The following is a 16,439-nucleotide window of genomic DNA, read 5'->3' as shown; positions in this document are numbered from 1 at the left end:
AGGCCCACGCCGAGCTGCCCTCCCTTTTTATGCAGTACCCCCATCAAATCAGGAAGGACGTTTTGCCCATGTTTACCGCTGCAACCGTCTTCAGTGCGCTGGAGCTTGGCTTCATCTACGCACTGGTGGCTATGGCGCTGTTCCTCAGCTTCCGTATCTTAAATATCGCCGATATGAGTACCGACGGCACCTTTACCCTGGGGTGCGCGGTCTCGGCTACCGCCGCGGTGTCCGGGCACCCGGTGCTGGGTCTGTTTTTGGCTATTGCCGCCGGTGCGGCTTCCGGCTTTGTCACAGCCACTTTGCAAACCCGCCTAGGCGTGCCGTCGATCCTCGCCGGCATCATCACCAACACGGGGCTGTACACCGTCAACCTGGCGGTTATGGGCTTTTCCTCCAACGTGCCAATGCTGAAAACGCAGACCATCTTTACGATGGCGCAGGCGCTTTTTGGCGATGTGTTCCCGTACAAGCTGCTGGTGGCCGCGGTCATCACCGTGGTCGTCTGCCTGCTGTTGATCCTGTTCCTGGGCACCCGGATGGGCCTTTCCATCCGCGCCACCGGCGATAACCCCGACATGGTGCGTGCCTCCTCCATCAACACGGCGTTCACCATCACGATTGGCCTGTGCATTTCCAACGCCATGACGTCCCTTTCCGGCGCCGTACTGGCCCAGTACCAGAAATCTGCCGACATCAACCTGGGCACCGGCATGGTGGTCATCGGCCTGGCGTCCCTCATCATTGGCGAGACGCTGTTTGGCCGTGGCGGCATGTGGGCCAAGGCCGCGGCGGCTGTGGCAGGCAGTGTCATCTACCGCTTCATCATCGCGCTGGCCCTGCGCGCCAACGTCCCGTCGGAGTGTCTCAAGCTGATTTCCGCCGTCATCGTGGCGCTGGCCATCGCCGCCCCCACCATCCGGTCCCGCGCGGCGTTCCGCCGCCGCCGCTCCCAAGCCGAGAAAGAAGGTGCCCGCCGTGCTTGAACTGAAAAACATCAGCAAAACCTTTAACCCCGGCACCGTCAACGAAAAGCTGGCTCTGCAAAAGATCGACCTGAATTTGAAGGACGGCGACTTTGCCACCATCGTCGGCTCCAACGGCGCAGGCAAGTCCACGATGTTCAACGCCATTGCAGGCGAGTTCATCTCGGATACTGGTACCATCACGCTGGATGGCCAGGACATCACGTTTATGCCGGACTACCGCCGCTCCAAGTACATCGGTCGTATGTTTCAGGACCCGCTGCGCGGCACGGCCCCCCACATGACCATTGAGGAAAACCTCGCGCTGGCCTACCTGCGGGCGTCCGGGCACACGTCGTCCTTCTCCCGCATCTCCAAAAAGGATCGCGACCTCTTTGCCGAGAAGCTCTCCGCCCTGGGTCTGGGGTTGGAGGACCGCATGAAACAGCCCGTCGGCCTGCTCTCCGGCGGCCAGCGCCAGGCACTGACGCTGCTGATGGCGACCCTCGTCACCCCCAAGCTGCTGCTGCTGGACGAACACACCGCCGCTTTGGACCCCGCCACGGCGGAAAAGGTGCTGGATCTGACCAAAAAGATTGTGGCGGAGAACCACATCACCTGTCTGATGATCACCCACAACATGCACGACGCCCTTACCTTGGGCAACCGCACGCTGATGATGGACCATGGCCGCATCGTGCTGGACGTAGCCGACGAGGAGCGCGCCCACATGACGGTAGACGGCCTGCTGCAGCGCTTTGCCGAGAACGTCGGCCACGCACTGGACAACGACCGCATCTTGCTGAGCGCGGAACAATAAATTACCACCCCTTGAAGGCCCCCTCTGGGAGAGGGTCCCCGCGAAGCGGGTGGGGGAGAGAGCTTAAGGCAAAGTTTCTCCCTCCGGCCCTTCGGGCCACCTCCCTCGCAGAGGGAGGCTTTTCAGCACATATAGCAAAAGCACCGTTGTACGTAAATTTCACGTACAGCGGTGCTTTGTTTTTTATCTGCTATTGGTTATACTGCTTTACCCGGCCAGTTGTCGGTCTGGGCGGCAACCTCGCCGTCCGTGCCCAGCCACAGCACGGCCAGGCCGTTGTCATCGGCCACCTGCCGGCTCTGCTCCGGCGGCAGGCAGAAAAAGGCGGTGGAGAACAAGTCCCCCAGCCCCTCATCCGGGCTGGAATACACCGCAACGCTGCTGTAATAGGCAGCCGGGCAGCCTGTGGTCAAATCAATCAGGTGGGAGTAGCGTTTTCCCTCGTAGGTAAAGTACCGCTGGTAATCACCGCTGACGATCAGCGAGTCGCCGCCGGTCAGCTCCACGGTCTGCACGTACTGCGGCGCATCCTCACCGGGCCAGGGGGTTTCCACCCCCACGCGCCAGGCACTGCCGTCGGCCTTGGGGCCGGTGGTATAGACGTTGCCGCCCATGTTCAGCAGGGCATGGGTCAGCCCGCGCTCCCGGGCTGCCTGGCCCGCCTGCACGGCGGTGTAGCCCTTGGCGGCAGCTCCCACGTCCAGCGTCATGGCCGGGTCGGCAAAGGCCACAGTCAGGGTGCCGGAGTCCAGCAGCAGGTCGTCCAAGTTGCAGTGCTGCAGGGCTTCGGAGATGGCATCTGCCGCAGGCGGGGCAGGATTCTCGCTCTCGCGGGCATCGTGCCACAGGCTAAGCACAGCCCCCGCCGCAATGTTCACCGCACCGCCCGCCAGTGTCTTACCGCTGGTCTTGCACAGCTGCAAAAAGTCGAATAACTCCCGGCTGACCTGCACCGGTTCCTGCCCGGCACGGGCGTTGACGTCGTACAGGTTCACCATGCCGTCGTAGTGGTGGTAAATGTCAAACAGTTGGTGGTAATGCTCCAAATCGTCGTGCAGGGCATCGGCCTGGGTGTCCCATTCTTCCTGGCTGGCGGCGTAGCCCTGCACCATCGTGACAGTGTCGAACATGTCAAACCAGCTGGCGCTGTACAGCTTTTGCTGGGGCGTGCAGGCGGTCAGGGCACAGGCCAGGCAGATCGCCGCCAGCCCCAGGGCCAACAGCCGCTTCATGCTTTGCCCCCGGCCACGGTCTCGTGCTCGCTGTTCAGCTCTTGCAAAAGCTGCAGCAGCGTCCAGTTTTTGCTGGTAGGGGTCACCATGCCCCGCAGCGGGAACTCCGCCCCGCCCGCCTTGACGAGATCGAGGAAATGCCCCAGCTCGCCGGTATCGTGGCGCAGGCCGCTCACGATCATGGCGGGGCGGTCGCTGACCTTAATGAACGGCGCAAAGGCAGGGGAGGGCAGCCCCTGGCACAGGTCGCCCACCTTGGCGGCCAGGTCGCCGTCCCCGATGCAGCGGATCTTCAGCTTATAGGCCCGCGCTGCATGGGCCAGGGCGTCATACCCGGCGCTTTTCTCGTCAAACCGCCACAGCAGCACACACCGCGGCTCCTGGATGATACGTGCTTTCATAAAATTACTCCAATTTACAAAGCAGAGCACAATCTCCGCTCAAATTTCTTTTTATGCGATACAGTTTTGCTATTTCTGTAGATAGTTCGCCATCAAAATTTTTAACATAAATATAGTCTGGATACTTTTTCCCATTTAACTCGTAATAATTCTGCAACCTATCAGCAAGTTTATTGTCGTATCCAAAGGTCCATGCAGAAAATGTGTCGTAACGAAGGTCCACGTAAAGGTAATACCAAGGCGCGCTTGTATACGAAAGGAACGTCTTTCCGTCTGTAGATTCATCCGCAAACAATTTTTTGAAGTTCTGAACATCCTGATTATATGTATCGGCATTATCTCGAGATGTAATCAAACCTTTGGCGGGACCATCTTCGATTTGGACATTCAATTCTGACAGAGGGGCATCCCAATAAGTCCTATACATGCGAATATACAATTCTTCGCTCAATTGTGCCAATGCAATAAGTATAAGCAGTGCAATTACAACTTTGTTTTTGACAATGCCAAGCTTTTGATACTGCAAATCCATATTGAAAAACTCATTTGTTAACAAGGAAACAAAAATAATACCGCCCACACCGCAGGTTGCCATTCCCATATACAACGCCATTGCCCCAGTGTTTGAAGCTAGAACAGTGCAAAAAGTGTATATCATTCCCATACCGTAATAAATTCCAAATAATTTCCATGGTTTCTTTTTTAACAGTAAAAAAGCTATTAGCCCCAAGAGCGGAATATCTTTAATCTGATAATTAAAATGCGCAGTTGTTGCGTACTGTATGACATCAAAAAGCACAAGGAAAAATTCTACGCATGCTACAATCCAAAGTAAAAAGCGGCATCCATTCGCAACTTTATCGGGCAAATATTTGCTAAGTATACATAAAAGAAGCGCCACGAATGTCAATTTGTATAAGTGCGTTGAATATCCTAACATGTATGCTCGCATGACATTTGCTACAAAAATCAAGGAACTTCCCGTGTGCTCTGGGTCATCCATAATTGCGGGAATATTTTTTAAAAATTCCCCCAGTCCCTCTCTTGAAAACAAAATCACAAGATAAGGGATAAGCCACACGCTAATGCCTACTAAGCACCCGAAAAAGAAATTGCGCTTAATAACAGAGTGATTGTTTTTACTGAATGTGCCTATAAATCCTGTCAACCAAAAGATAACACACGGAATTGCCATATAAGGATTACACAGTGAAAGTACTGCCGCAAAAAAGCCGCATACCCCTCCCCAGAAAAAATTTAATTGTTCTTTCTCTTTTGTAGAGAATATACACAATATCATCAATATCGACATAAGTCCAATTGATGTGTAGGAAAGTGTCATATAGTCTAAGGGGCTAAACAGCCCAAGATAGACAACTGCAAAATAGGCACCAAAAACACTTTTTCTTTGTACAGTTCGAAATACTACCACCATACAGCACAGCCATAAAAGGCAGTATAGAAATCGAAATGTAAGTAAAATTCCTGTATTTGAACCTGCAACCAACCGGAAAATTGTATAAATAGGTAAAAGAACCACTCCAAAATTCTGACAAACATGCCATTCGTCTCGAAATAGTGCATCACCCTGATACAGTCGTTGCGCCAGTGTTATACAAAATGGTTCATCATTATAACTATACCCATACCGTGCACGCCAAAACAGAAATGCAGCCAGTGCCGCAAAAAATAGAACTCTCACGCTGATTTTAATGCGCTTTGAAAAATTCAAAGAATCATTCATTGGTGTATCCTCACATTGTGTTTTCCGCAGCGCTGGCAAAGCCGCCATATCGCTTGATATAAAAAAGAAGAGAGACATTAACTGGCTCTCTTCCTTTTAGTTTACAGGTCGGGGTGGTACTCTTTGCAGGTGCACTTTTTCCACTTCAGGCCGCTGCCGCAGGGGCAGGGATCGTTGCGGCCGATCTTAGTCACGCGCACAGGGGCGGCACCCTTGGTGCCAGCCTGGGTGGAGGCACCCTCGCCGGTGGGCTTGGCGATCTGCTCACGCTTCGGCTCGGCGTTCTGCTGGCGGATCTCGATGGTCAGCAGCATGTGCACGGCATCCTCACGGATGGAGGCGATCATCTCATCGAACATGGCAAAGCCTTCAATGCGGTACTCGACCACGGGGTCATGCTGGCCGTAGCCGCGCAGGCCCATGCCCTGCTTGAGCTGATCCATGTTATCGATGTGATCCATCCACTTGGAGTCGACGTTGCGCAGCAGGCAGATACGCTCCAGTTCGCGCATTGTCTTGGAGCCGTACTTCTTCTCCTTGGCGGTCAGGATGTCCATGCCGCGCTTATACAGCTCGTCGGCGATGCCCTCCTTGGTCAGGTCCCCCAGCTGGTCCTTGGTGTAGTTGAAGTCACTGGGCAGGCACAGCCAGTTCATGAAGTGGCGGCGCAGACCGGCGAAATCCCAATCGTCGGCGGTCTCACCGTTCAGGTAGTTGGTGCAGGCGTCGTCGATGGACTGGCGCATCATCTCATGCAGCTTGTCGCTGATGTCCTCACCGTCCAGCACCATCTGGCGCTGTTTGTAGATGATCTCGCGCTGCTGGTTCATGACGTCGTCGTACTGCAGCACCTGTTTACGGATGGCAAAGTTGGAGGCTTCCAGCTTCTTCTGGGCGCTCTCGATGGTGTTGGTGATGAGCTTGTTCTCGATGGGCACATCCTCTTCCAGGCCCAGGCTGTCCATCAGGTTCTGCACGCGCTCACCGCCGAAGATACGCATCAGGTCATCTTCCAGGCTGAGGAAGAAGCGGGAAACACCAGGGTCGCCCTGACGGCCGGCACGGCCGCGCAGCTGGTTGTCGATACGGCGGCTCTCGTGGCGCTCGGTACCGATGATGAACAGGCCGCCGGCCTCGCGCACAGCAGCAGCTTCGCGCTTGATTTCCGGCTCAAACTCCTCGCACAGCTCCTCAAAGCGCTGGCGGGCATGCAGTACGGCGGCATCCTCGGTCTCGGCGTGGCCGTCGCACTCGGTCATCAGGTGCTCCAGCTGGGCATCGATGGTCTCCTCCGGCGGGGTGGGCAGCTCGGTACCGGCAGCCTTGGCGCGGGCCTTGGCGTGCTCGTACTCGTCTTTCAGCTGGGCCAGGTCCTTGGTCAGGTCGCGGCTCAGCTCCTTGCGCAGAGCGGCCTTGGCCATGTAGGACACGTTGCCGCCCAGCATGATATCGGTACCACGGCCGGCCATGTTGGTGGCGATGGTCACAGCGCCCTGCTTACCGGCCTGGGCGACGATCTCGGCTTCGCGCTCGTGCTGCTTGGCGTTCAGCACGTTATGCTCGATGCCCTTCTTCTTCAGCAGCTTGGAGAGAGCCTCGCTCTTTTCGACACTGACGGTGCCGACCAGAACGGGCTGGCCCTTGGCGTGGCATTCGGCCACCTGCTCGATGACGGCGTTGTACTTGCCGTTGACGGTCTTGTACACGCTGTCCGGCAAGTCCTTGCGGGCGCGGGGCTTGTTGGTGGGGATGCTGACGATGTTCAGGCCGTAGATCTCGCTGAACTCGTCAGCCTCGGTGGAAGCCGTACCGGTCATACCGGCCAGCTTGTCATACATACGGAAGTAGTTCTGGAAGGTGACGGTGGCCAGGGTCTTGCTCTCGGCAGCAACGGTCACGCCTTCCTTGGCCTCGATGGCCTGGTGCAGGCCGTCGTTGAAGCGGCGGCCATACATCAGACGGCCGGTGAACTCATCAACGATGATGACCTCGCCCTCTTTGACGATGTAGTCGATGTCACGGTGCATAACGCCGCGGGCTTTGATGGCGCCGTCAATGTAGTGGCGCAGGGACATATTGTCGGCGTCGGCCAGGTTCTCCACATGGAAGAAGGCTTCGGCCTTCTGCACGCCGGATTCGGTCAAAGTAGCGGTCTTGCGCTTTTCGTCCACGACATAATCGCCGTCGACCTGCTCCTCAGCGGCTACCTTGTCGTCCAGCTCCACGATAACGCTCTTCTTCAGTGTCTTGGCAAAGTCGTCGGCGCGCTTGTACATCACGCTGGAGTCCTCGCCCTTGCCGCTGATGATCAGCGGGGTACGAGCTTCGTCGATGAGGATGGAGTCCACCTCGTCGACGATGGCGTAGGCGTGGCCGCGCTGCACCATGTTGGCCTTGTAAACGACCATGTTATCGCGCAGGTAATCAAACCCGAACTCGTTGTTGGTGCCGTAGGTGACATCAGCAGCGTAGGCGGCCTTGCGGTCGTTGGCCTCAACGCCGTGCACCACCAGGCCGACGGTCAGGCCCAGGAAGCGGTAGACTTTGCCCATCCACTCACTATCGCGGCGGGCCAGGTAATCGTTGACGGTGATAACATGCACGCCTTTGCCGGTCAGGGCGTTGAGGTAAACGGGCATGGTGGCCACCAGGGTCTTGCCTTCACCGGTCTGCATCTCAGCAATGCAGGCGCGGTGCAGCACAATGCCGCCGATGATCTGCACGGGGTAGGGCTTCATGCCCAGCACACGCCAGTCAGCCTCACGGCAGACGGCAAAAGCCTCGGGCAGCAGGTCGTCCAGCGTTTCGCCTTTTTCCAGGCGCGCCTTGAACTCGGTCGTCTTGGCCTGCAGCTGCTCGTCGGTCAGCTTCTGCATCTCCGGCTCCAGGGCCAGGACCTTGTCCTTCAGCGGGTTGATGCGCTTCAGTTCCTTGTCCGAGAAGGAACCAAACAGTTTTTCAAAAAAAGACATTATAAAATCCCCTGTATTTTCCGCCACCCGGGACAGGGCAGCTATATAGCACTTACATACCCTACTATAATACACCCGCACAGGGCTTGCTGTCAAACCTGCGCGGGTGTATTTACAAATATATTTAGTTTTTAGCCTTGGCGGGCAGGCTCAGCAGCACCAGCATCAGGAAAATACAGCCAAAACCCATGGCATCCCACACGGTAAAGGGGCTGCCCAGCACAAGCGTGCTGATGATGGCGGCGGTGACCGGCTCGGCAAAGCTGTACAGGCTCGACCGCTGGGGGCCGATGAGCGGCACGCCTGACATGTACAGGCCGAACGCCAGCACGTTGCCCAGCACCACCACGGTAAAGATGCCGAACACGCCCATGGCGGTGGGCACGTAGTTCACCGTCCAGGGGCGGAAGATGAGGGCGAACATCGTGCCGCCCATCAAGAATGCCCAGCCCTGCAGCATGGGGGTGGGGTACTGCTGCTGCAGCTTTTTGGGCCACATGGTGTAGATGACCACGCAGCAGGCGCTGGCAATGCCGGACAGCAGCGCGGCTGGGCTGATGGCCAGGTCGGTCAGGCTGCCGTGAGTGGTAAGCAGAAACACGCCGATGAGGGCCAACAAAATGCTGCAAATTTCAAACAGACGCGGCCCGCGGTGCTGCTGGATGCAGACCACCAGCAGGATGATGACGGGGGAGAGGTCCTGCAAAATGGTGCCCATGCCCGCGCTGGAAAGCTGGATGGTCAAAAAGTAGGTGAACTGGCAGCAGCTTACGCCCGCCAGACCGTAAATGAGCAGATCCAGCAGGTTGCGGGGATTTTTCTTCGCGTTCCACGGGTCGAACAGCATCCTGCGGTCCTTGATAAAGTAGAACGTGCACAAGATCAGCCCGGCCAGAAACAGCCGGATAGGCACCAGCCAGGTGGAGTCCATGTTTTCGCGGGTGAACAGGTACTGTCCCATGCAGCCCGAAACACCCCAGCATGCCGCACCACCCATCGTCAGGCAGGCACCTTTTACACGGTCAGACATTTTACCTTCCCCTTACTATAATGCTTTACCCCAAGATCAACTGCGCGGCTTCGCGCAGGCCCTCTACTACCGGTGCGCCGGTGGCTGCCAACGTCTGCCGGTTCTGGTGGCCGCTGCATTGCAGCACACAGGTCGTTCCCATGGCCTGCGCCACCTCAAAATCGTGTACCGAATCCCCGATCATCACTGCGCGGGCAGGGTCGATGCCCTCCTCCTGCATAAAGCGCCGGCCCAGTTCCACCTTACTTTTGGCGTAGATGTCGCCCAGACCCAGCAGGCGGTCAAAGTAACCCGTCACATGGCGTTCCCCAGCCTGGCGGGTCAGCGTGGGCACCGGGCTGGCCGATAAGATCACCTGCCGCAGCCCCGCCGCGCGGAAGGCATCCAGCGCTTCTATCGCGCCCTCTGCCAGCGGGCAGGCCGCGCTGGCGGGGATGTAGTCGTCCATATATTCCTCGGCCAGCATGGCAAAGCTGTGGCGGCTGAAATCAAACCCGGCGCGGACGTAATATTCTTCAATCGGGAAACCAAAAATTGCCCGGTACTGATCGCGGTCGTACCGCTGCGGATAGGCATGCTTTTCTAGTAGACGGTTGAGCGCGTCTACGCAAAGTTCCACATCATCCAGCAGGGTACCGTTCCAATCCCACAAAATCAGTTCCGGGCGCATAGGTTACCTCATTATTCTTCTGTAAAGATCTTCTTCAGGCTGGCGTTGGTCTCGATCAGCTTGACCAGGGCCACGCCCAGGATCGTGCAGCTGATGACCTCGCCGATGCCGACCGTGACCGCATTAAACGCAGCCATGGCGGCCGTGGGGGCACTATCCGAGAAGAAGAAGGTGATCTCGAACGCGCCCACGATGATCATATTAAAGATAACAGGCGGCAGGGACGCCGGAATGGCCAGCCCCTTGATGCGCGCATCGCGCAGCTTGTAGGTGACCAGACAGGCCAGCAGGGTAGCCAGCGTGCCAAAGATGACGTCGATCACGGTCGAGCCCAGCAGGTTGGCCAGAAAGCAGCCCAGCGTGACACCGATGATATACTCGGTGCCAAAGACAGGCAGCAGGCAGAATGCCTCGGCCACACGCACCTGCACCGCGCCGTAGGAGAACGGCTGCAGCACCAGGCACAGCACAACGTAGAGCGCTGCAATGACAGCACAGCGCACAAGGCGCTTGACGGACATGGATTTCTGATTCATACAATACTCCGGCGGATAGATTTTGACCGTATAGCAGACCGCCAGCCTGCCATCGGTTTGCGCCGCAAAACTGCGGCGGAGCCTAAAATCCTAAGTTGCTCAACAAAAGATTATTATAACAAAAGCCGCAGCCCCTTGCAATAGGCTGCGGCAAAAATCTCATTTTCTTTCGTAAAGGTCCCCTCTGCGAGGGTGACGCCCCACAGTGTGGGGAGATGCCGCGCAGCGACAGAGGGGCCCGGCCGCGTAAGCGGTCCCGCAAAGCGAGTGGGGGAGAGAGCCTGCGATTGTTGCTCATCCCTAAAATTACGGCAGTTCCGGGGTGTAAGCCTCCAGGTTGCGGGGCTTGCCCTCGTATACAATGGCAATACCGTCCGGGCCGGTGTTGGCGCTGACCACGCCACCCAGCTGGAAGACGATCATCGGCGCATGGCCAAAGTTCTTTTTGCACAGCTTTACCAGCTCGTCCCGCTTGGCAGTGCTGGAGGTGTAGGCCACCATGTAGGGGGTGTCCTTCATCGAGTCGACGCGGCTCTCCACCCATTTGATCATAGCCGGGGGCACAGCGGCATCACCGCGCACCTTGGCCTCGACCTTGGAGACACCGGCGTTCAGGCTGATGATGGGACGGATGCCCAGCAGGTCGCCCACCACGGCAGCGGCAGCGCTGACGCGGCCGGACTTCTTCATCTGCTTCAGGCTGTAAGCCGCCAGGCAGATCTCCACGCAGTCCAACTTGCGCTTCAGCTCGTCCACACAGGTGGAAAGCTCGCCGCCGTTGCGCACCTTGCGGGCGCACTCGCAGAAATACCAGCCGTAGGGCATCGAATAGGTGTGGCTGTCGATGATCTGAATCTTCAGCTTATGGTCAGGGCGCTCCTCAGCCAGCATCTCGGCGCCCTTGATGGCGTTGTTGTAGGTGCTGGAACCGGCGGCGTTGATGCTCAGGTGCACCAGGTCGGTGTAGCCCTCGTCCACATAGCGCTCGTAAATTTCGCACCACTGCAGCTGGGTGATGGCGGCGGTGGTGGGCACGCCCTGGGCCTTGCGCATCATCTCATAAAACTGGTCGTTGGTAAAGTCCTTGCGCTCCACATACTCGGTGCCATCCAGGTTGATGGGGAAGCCCACCACCTCAATGCCGTATTTGTCCGCAAGCTCCTGCGGAATATCGGAACAGGAATCCGTCAAAAAACCGATCTTGCTCATTTTACGTCCTCACTCCATTCATAACGGGTCAGCTGGCCGCGGGTCTCCAGGTCGGCAAAATCCCACTGCCGCAAAGCCTCGTAGGCACCTACCGCAACAGCGTTGGAAAGGTTCAGGCATCGCTCGCCGCGGCGCATCGGCATGCGCACGCAGTCGGCCTCATGGGCAGCCAGCAGTTCCTCCGGCAGACCCGCATCCTCGCGGCCAAATACCAGGTAAGCGCCGTCCGGGTACTGTACGTCCACGTGGCGGCGCGGCCCCTTGGAGGTAAAGTAGAAAAACGGCCCCTGATTTTTGGCAAAAAAATCCGCGAGATCTTCATAATATGTTATATCAAGATGGTGCCAATAGTCAAGCCCGGCTCGCTTCAATTTTTTGTCGTCCACGGTAAAGCCCATCGGCCCAACCAGGTGCAGCCGTGCCCCGGTCACCGCGCAGGTGCGGGCGACATTGCCGGAGTTTTGGGGTATCTGCGGCTCCACCAGTACAATGTTCAAAGTTGGCATAGGTTTATGTACATCCTCACATTATTTTATTGCTGCATCAGTTTGGGCAGGGCGGCTTCCAGCCACACGCCCAGACGTTCGTCGGTGCCTTCGGGCGTCTGGCGGATGCACTCACTCACGAACGCAGCTGCCGCCTGCACGGCGGCCTGGGGCACGTTGCCCTGCAAAATGCGCCCCACCAGCACCGCGCCGAAAATATCCCCGGTGCCGTGGTACATGCGGGGGATCAGCGGCGTCTTGACCGAGTATCCCTGCCCGCCGCGGGCCGCGCCCACACAGCCGATGCACCGCCCGTCGGAGAGGCCCGTCACGCCGGTGACCACCACCTGCGGGGCGATGCGGGTCAGCCGCGCGGCCTGCTCGGCCGCCTGTTCGCTGCTGCCCACACCGGGCAGCGGGTCGCCCAGCAGCAGTGCAGCCTCGGTCACGTTGGGTACGATCAGGTTCGCCTTGCTGCATAGGTTGTACATAGCCGGGACCATATCGGCCCCCAGCCCCTTGTACAGCCGCCCGCCGTCGCCCAGCACCGGGTCCACCACTTTTAAGGCGCGGGGCCACAGTTCAAAGGCCTGCTCCACCAGCTTGGCCTGGGTAGGGTCCGCCAAATAGCCGGAGTAGATGCAGTCAAACCGCAGGCCCAGCCGCTGGTAATGCGCCAGCGCCGCAGGGCCGTAACCGGGGTTGGAGAGCTTAGCCGGGGTGCCCAGCCCGCCCGTGTGGGTGGACAGCACCGCCGTGGGCAGCGCCACCGCCTGCACACCCAGGCAGGACAGCACCGGCACGATGACCGACAGCGCCGCCCGGCCAAAGCCCGGCAGGTCATGGATGGCTAATACAGTTTTGGGTGCATTGGACATGGTCAGATTCCTTTTGTTCGTTCGCGTTTGTTCCTTTTTCAACACTGCTATTCTACCATAAACCGCCGCATAAAAAAAGGCTGAATTGGGCGAACCTGCTTTTTTGCCTGATTTTTCCGCCTCATTTTGCTGCATAGCCGCGCCTGCCCGGGGCATGCTAGGCACGAGGACCCGAAAAGGAGGCATTGTTATGCAGTTTTCGACAATGGCCGGCACTGCTGTCGGCATGGCTGTGGGTGCGGCGGCCGTCTGCCTTGCCACCCAGGACCAGCGCATGATGCGCAAGACCGTCCACAAGCTGGCCAAGGGCGCGGAAAAGACCCTGGCCGACCTGGACAAGGCTGTCCAGCACACCCGCTGGTAACGCAAAAGGCTCCCCGTGGCAGGGGAGCCGTACATAAAGTGATTTGGTTTACAGGATGCGCACGCGGATGGCGGCATCGATGCCGGCCAGTTTGCTGGTCAGGTCGGGGGTAACGTCGCCGGTCACATCCAGCAGGGTGTAGGCCACGTCCTTCTTGCTCTTGTTCACCATGTTTTCGATGTTCAGGCGGGCGGTGGTCAGGATGCTGGTGATGGCCGAGATCGCACCCGGCGTGTTCTTGTGGATCATGCAGATGCGGCGGCCGCCCACACGGGGCTGGCTGACGTCCGGCAGGTTGACGCTGTGGGCGATGTTGCCGTTCTTCAGATAGTCGCTCAGTTCGGCGGCGGCCATCACGGCACAGTTGGTCTCGCTTTCGGGGGTACTGGCGCCCAGGTGCGGCGTGCAGTACACACCCTTGACGCCCAGCAGTTCCTCAGCCGGGAAGTCGCAGAAGTACTGCGCCACCTTGCCGGAGTTCATGGCGTCCAGCAGGGCCTCAGTGTCCACCAACTCTCCGCGGGCAAAGTTCAGCACGCGCACGCCGTCCTTGCACATCGAAAGGGTCTGGGCGTTGATGGTGTGGCGGGTCGTGGGCAGGTAGGGAACATGGATGGTCAGGTAGTCGCAGCGGGGCAGCATATCGCCCAGCGTCACGCAGTGCTGTACGCTGCGGGACAGGCTCCATGCTGCGTCGATAGAAATGTAGGGGTCATAGCCCAGTACTTCCATGCCCAGTGCCACGGCGGCGTTGGCCACACGGGCACCGATGGCACCCAGGCCGATAACGCCCAGCGTTTTGCCGCGCAGTTCCGGGCCGACAAACTGCTTCTTGCCCTTTTCCACATCCTTGGCAATGGTCTCGCTGCCTTTCAAGCCCTGGGCCCACTGGACGGCGTCGACCATGTTGCGGCTGCCCGCAACCAGCGCACCGATGACCAGCTCGGCCACAGCGTTGGCGTTGGCGCCGGGGGTGTTGAACACCACGATACCGGCGTTGGTGCATTCCTCAATGGGGATGTTGTTGGTACCGGCACCCGCGCGGGCGATGGCCAGCAGGCTGTCCGGCAGCGGCATGTCGTGCATATCGGCACTGCGCACCAGGATGCCCTGGGGAGCGGTGGTCTCGTTATCTACCTCGAACTGGTTGACCGGCAGCTTGGCCAGGCCTGCGGGCGAGATCGCGTTCAGCGTTTTGATGGTATACATAAAGAACCCCTCTTACTTTTATAAATGTGACGCCTTAAGCATTTTCCTTGCGGAACTTCTCCATGAAGTCGACCAGCTTGTCGATGCCCTCCGGCGGCATGGCGTTGTAGATGGAGGCACGCATGCCGCCCACCAGGCGGTGGCCCTTCAGGTTGACGAACCCGGCCTCGGTCGCTGCGGCGCAGAACGCCTTGTCCAGGTCGCCGTTGGGGCTTGTGAAGGTCACGTTCATCATGCTGCGGTAGGGCTTCTCAACGGGGTTATTGTAGAAATCCTGACCGTCCAGGTAATCGTACAGCACCTTGGCTTTGGCGGCGTTGATCTTCTGCATGTTTTCCAGGCCGCCGATCTCGTTCTCGAGATACTGCATGACCAGGCCGGTCATGTAGATGCACCAGCACGGCGGGGTGTTGTACATGCTGTCGGCTTTCAGCAGGGTAGTGTAGTTCATCATGGTGGGGATCTGCTCCGGGGTCAGGCCCTTGGCGCTCTTACCCAGCAGGTCCTCCCGCACGATGGCCACGGCCATACCGGCGGGGGCGATGTTCTTCTGCACACCGAAGTAGATGACGCCGTATTTGCTGACGTCCACCGGCTCGGAGCAGATCATCGAGCTCATATCCGCCACCAAGGGGATGCCATCCACCTGGGGCACGTCCACATACTTGGTGCCGAAGATGGTGTTGTTCTGGCAGATGTGGATGTAGCTGGCGTTGGGGTCGTAGTCGATGGCCTTCACGTCAGGAATGTAGGTGAAGTTTTTATCCTTGCTGCTGGCGGCGATGCGGGCCGTGCCGAACTTGGCTGCTTCCTCCGCTGCCTTTTTGCTGAAGTTACCGGTGACGAGGTAGTCCGCCGTGCCGGTGGTCATAAAGTTCAGCGGCACCATGGCAAATTGCTGGGTCGCGCCGCCCTGGAAAAAGCCGATCTTATAATTGTCTGGGATGTTCAGCACCCGGCGCATGGCAGCCTCGGTGTTCTGGATGATCTCATCAAACCACTTACTGCGGTGGCTCATTTCCATCACGCTCATGCCGGAACCATGGTAATCCAGCAGTTCTGCCTGTGCGGTTTTCAGAACAGCTTCCGGCAGCATCGAAGGGCCGGCGCTGAAATTGTAAACTCTAGCCATTTTCCTTTTCCTCCAGTAAGTACGTTAAAAATGCAGCTTGCCGGCGGCGAACTGCATCATCTGCCGCGCCGTTGCGGTATGGCATTATTATAGGCCGCACCGCCTGCCCCGGCAAGCGTGCAAAATACTGAAAAAACGGCGGCACAGGCGGTTGTGTTTCTGCAAAACGGCTAATTGTATTTTATTCAGAAACACTATATTCTACATTTGTAAAAAGTTTTCTATTATCTGATGCAATCCATTGCCGAAAATTTGGTCATTTTGCCATCTTGCATTTTAATCTACTACAATTGTAAAATATATTTGCAATAGTTATTACATTTGTAGGAGATATAGACTATGGAACAGTTATCCCGCAGTGAAGAGCAGGTCATGGTCGCCCTTTGGGCCTGCGAGCAAGCCGCCACGCGGCGGCAGATCGCAGCCAACCTGCCAGCCGAGTGCCGCTGGGCCGACTCTACGCTGTTGAATTTCCTGCTTCGGCTGGAGAAAAAGCACTTTGTCCGCACCGAAAAGCAGGGCAACAAAAACCTGTACACCCCGCTGGTGCGCCGCCTGACTTATTGCGGCGCGGTGAGCAGTGTCCACCTGCAAACGCTGTACGGCGGCGACCTGCGCAGGATGGTACGTGCCCTGGCCGACACCGGCCGTCTGACCTACGCCGACACCGAGCGTCTGCTGCGCTGGCTGGGGGAGTACCAGGCCGAAAACCCGGAGTACGACTACGAATAGCTGCCCGCTTCCTTTGCTGATGTGCGATAAAGAAGTAATAGAAGTGTAAAAAAATTTGCC

At 57.9% G+C, this 16,439-nt stretch carries 16 protein-coding genes and 1 riboswitch; of the genes, 4 read left to right on the top strand and 12 right to left on the bottom strand.

Annotated features, from left to right (window positions below; genetic code table 11):
• Window positions 1-68 precede the first annotated feature (68 nt).
• Both OGM81_01660 and OGM81_01655 read left to right on the top strand, forming a co-directional pair.
• A complete protein-coding gene (locus OGM81_01660) occupies window positions 69-986 on the top strand; it encodes an ABC transporter permease (GenBank protein ID UYJ43885.1) in 918 nt (305 codons plus the stop codon).
• Window positions 979-1,785, top strand: a complete 807-nt coding sequence (locus OGM81_01655) for an ATP-binding cassette domain-containing protein (protein UYJ43884.1) — start codon at window positions 979-981, stop codon at window positions 1,783-1,785. Before OGM81_01660 ends, OGM81_01655 begins: the two co-directional genes overlap by 8 nt.
• A gap of 197 nt (window positions 1,786-1,982) precedes the next feature.
• Here OGM81_01655 and OGM81_01650 read toward each other — a convergent pair whose 3' ends face one another.
• The 10 genes from OGM81_01650 to OGM81_01605 form a co-directional block, all read right to left on the bottom strand.
• Window positions 1,983-3,017: an FAD:protein FMN transferase gene (locus tag OGM81_01650; protein UYJ43883.1), complete on the bottom strand. Its 1,035-nt coding sequence runs from the start codon at window positions 3,015-3,017 to the stop codon at window positions 1,983-1,985.
• Window positions 3,014-3,418, bottom strand: coding sequence for a DUF3783 domain-containing protein (locus tag OGM81_01645; protein ID UYJ43882.1), 405 nt, complete (start codon window positions 3,416-3,418; stop codon window positions 3,014-3,016). Before OGM81_01645 ends, OGM81_01650 begins: the two co-directional genes overlap by 4 nt.
• Window positions 3,419-3,422: 4 nt before the next feature.
• Window positions 3,423-5,162 (bottom strand): hypothetical protein, encoded by a 1,740-nt coding sequence (locus tag OGM81_01640; GenBank protein ID UYJ43881.1) that lies wholly within the window; start codon window positions 5,160-5,162, stop codon window positions 3,423-3,425.
• 101 nt (window positions 5,163-5,263) lie between these two features.
• Window positions 5,264-8,137 carry a preprotein translocase subunit SecA gene (gene secA / locus OGM81_01635; protein ID UYJ44948.1) on the bottom strand — a complete coding sequence of 958 codons (2,874 nt, stop codon included), beginning with the start codon at window positions 8,135-8,137 and terminating at the stop codon, window positions 5,264-5,266.
• Between the two features lie 121 nt (window positions 8,138-8,258).
• Entirely contained in the window at window positions 8,259-9,164 is a 906-nt protein-coding gene (locus tag OGM81_01630) for a DMT family transporter (protein UYJ43880.1), read from the bottom strand.
• A 25-nt stretch (window positions 9,165-9,189) separates the two neighbouring features.
• The gene (locus OGM81_01625; protein ID UYJ43879.1) at window positions 9,190-9,834 is read right to left on the bottom strand and encodes an HAD family hydrolase; all 645 of its coding nucleotides are present in this window, start codon (window positions 9,832-9,834) and stop codon (window positions 9,190-9,192) included.
• An 11-nt stretch (window positions 9,835-9,845) separates the two neighbouring features.
• A complete protein-coding gene (locus OGM81_01620) occupies window positions 9,846-10,370 on the bottom strand; it encodes a QueT transporter family protein (GenBank protein UYJ43878.1) in 525 nt (174 codons plus the stop codon).
• 6 nt (window positions 10,371-10,376) lie between these two features.
• Window positions 10,377-10,471, bottom strand: a riboswitch (PreQ1-III riboswitch).
• A gap of 205 nt (window positions 10,472-10,676) precedes the next feature.
• Window positions 10,677-11,579 (bottom strand): DegV family protein, encoded by a 903-nt coding sequence (locus OGM81_01615; protein UYJ43877.1) that lies wholly within the window; start codon window positions 11,577-11,579, stop codon window positions 10,677-10,679.
• Window positions 11,576-12,085 carry a tRNA (cytidine(34)-2'-O)-methyltransferase gene (locus OGM81_01610; protein UYJ43876.1) on the bottom strand — a complete coding sequence of 170 codons (510 nt, stop codon included), beginning with the start codon at window positions 12,083-12,085 and terminating at the stop codon, window positions 11,576-11,578. Before OGM81_01610 ends, OGM81_01615 begins: the two co-directional genes overlap by 4 nt.
• Before the next feature lie 26 nt (window positions 12,086-12,111).
• On the bottom strand, window positions 12,112-12,942 hold the full coding sequence (locus OGM81_01605; protein ID UYJ43875.1) for a pyridoxamine kinase: 831 nt from the start codon (window positions 12,940-12,942) through the stop codon (window positions 12,112-12,114).
• A gap of 190 nt (window positions 12,943-13,132) precedes the next feature.
• On the opposite strand from OGM81_01605, the gene OGM81_01600 reads away from it, so the two are divergent.
• Entirely contained in the window at window positions 13,133-13,306 is a 174-nt protein-coding gene (locus OGM81_01600) for a hypothetical protein (GenBank protein ID UYJ43874.1), read from the top strand.
• Between the two features lie 48 nt (window positions 13,307-13,354).
• Here OGM81_01600 and OGM81_01595 read toward each other — a convergent pair whose 3' ends face one another.
• Complete coding sequence (locus tag OGM81_01595) at window positions 13,355-14,515, bottom strand: 3-phosphoglycerate dehydrogenase family protein (protein ID UYJ43873.1); 1,161 nt, start codon at window positions 14,513-14,515, stop codon at window positions 13,355-13,357.
• Window positions 14,516-14,549: 34 nt separating this feature from the next.
• Complete coding sequence (serC, locus tag OGM81_01590) at window positions 14,550-15,647, bottom strand: 3-phosphoserine/phosphohydroxythreonine transaminase (protein UYJ43872.1); 1,098 nt, start codon at window positions 15,645-15,647, stop codon at window positions 14,550-14,552.
• Between the two features lie 339 nt (window positions 15,648-15,986).
• Here serC and OGM81_01585 point away from each other — a divergent pair, with 339 nt between their 5' ends.
• Window positions 15,987-16,379 carry a BlaI/MecI/CopY family transcriptional regulator gene (locus OGM81_01585; GenBank protein ID UYJ43871.1) on the top strand — a complete coding sequence of 131 codons (393 nt, stop codon included), beginning with the start codon at window positions 15,987-15,989 and terminating at the stop codon, window positions 16,377-16,379.
• Window positions 16,380-16,439: the final 60 nt, after the last annotated feature.

The sequence above is a fragment of the Oscillospiraceae bacterium genome, assembly GCA_025758045.1.
In the GTDB taxonomy this organism is placed as follows: domain Bacteria; phylum Bacillota; class Clostridia; order Oscillospirales; family Ruminococcaceae; genus Gemmiger.
The sequence above is the reverse complement of the archived record's forward strand: the minus strand, read 5'-3'. Positions and strand labels throughout refer to the sequence as shown.

Coding starts and splice junctions, on each gene's coding strand:
- serC (UYJ43872.1), bottom strand. CDS start 15,647: ATGGCTAGAGTTTACAATTTCAGCGCCGGCCCTTCGATGCTGCCGGAA.
- OGM81_01615 (UYJ43877.1), bottom strand. CDS start 11,579: ATGAGCAAGATCGGTTTTTTGACGGATTCCTGTTCCGATATTCCGCAG.
- OGM81_01625 (UYJ43879.1), bottom strand. CDS start 9,834: ATGCGCCCGGAACTGATTTTGTGGGATTGGAACGGTACCCTGCTGGAT.
- OGM81_01650 (UYJ43883.1), bottom strand. CDS start 3,017: ATGAAGCGGCTGTTGGCCCTGGGGCTGGCGGCGATCTGCCTGGCCTGT.
- OGM81_01660 (UYJ43885.1), top strand. CDS start 69: ATGTTTACCGCTGCAACCGTCTTCAGTGCGCTGGAGCTTGGCTTCATC.
- OGM81_01630 (UYJ43880.1), bottom strand. CDS start 9,164: ATGTCTGACCGTGTAAAAGGTGCCTGCCTGACGATGGGTGGTGCGGCA.
- OGM81_01600 (UYJ43874.1), top strand. CDS start 13,133: ATGCAGTTTTCGACAATGGCCGGCACTGCTGTCGGCATGGCTGTGGGT.
- OGM81_01610 (UYJ43876.1), bottom strand. CDS start 12,085: ATGCCAACTTTGAACATTGTACTGGTGGAGCCGCAGATACCCCAAAAC.
- OGM81_01585 (UYJ43871.1), top strand. CDS start 15,987: ATGGAACAGTTATCCCGCAGTGAAGAGCAGGTCATGGTCGCCCTTTGG.
- OGM81_01595 (UYJ43873.1), bottom strand. CDS start 14,515: ATGTATACCATCAAAACGCTGAACGCGATCTCGCCCGCAGGCCTGGCC.
- OGM81_01645 (UYJ43882.1), bottom strand. CDS start 3,418: ATGAAAGCACGTATCATCCAGGAGCCGCGGTGTGTGCTGCTGTGGCGG.
- OGM81_01620 (UYJ43878.1), bottom strand. CDS start 10,370: ATGAATCAGAAATCCATGTCCGTCAAGCGCCTTGTGCGCTGTGCTGTC.
- OGM81_01605 (UYJ43875.1), bottom strand. CDS start 12,942: ATGTCCAATGCACCCAAAACTGTATTAGCCATCCATGACCTGCCGGGC.
- OGM81_01640 (UYJ43881.1), bottom strand. CDS start 5,162: ATGAATGATTCTTTGAATTTTTCAAAGCGCATTAAAATCAGCGTGAGA.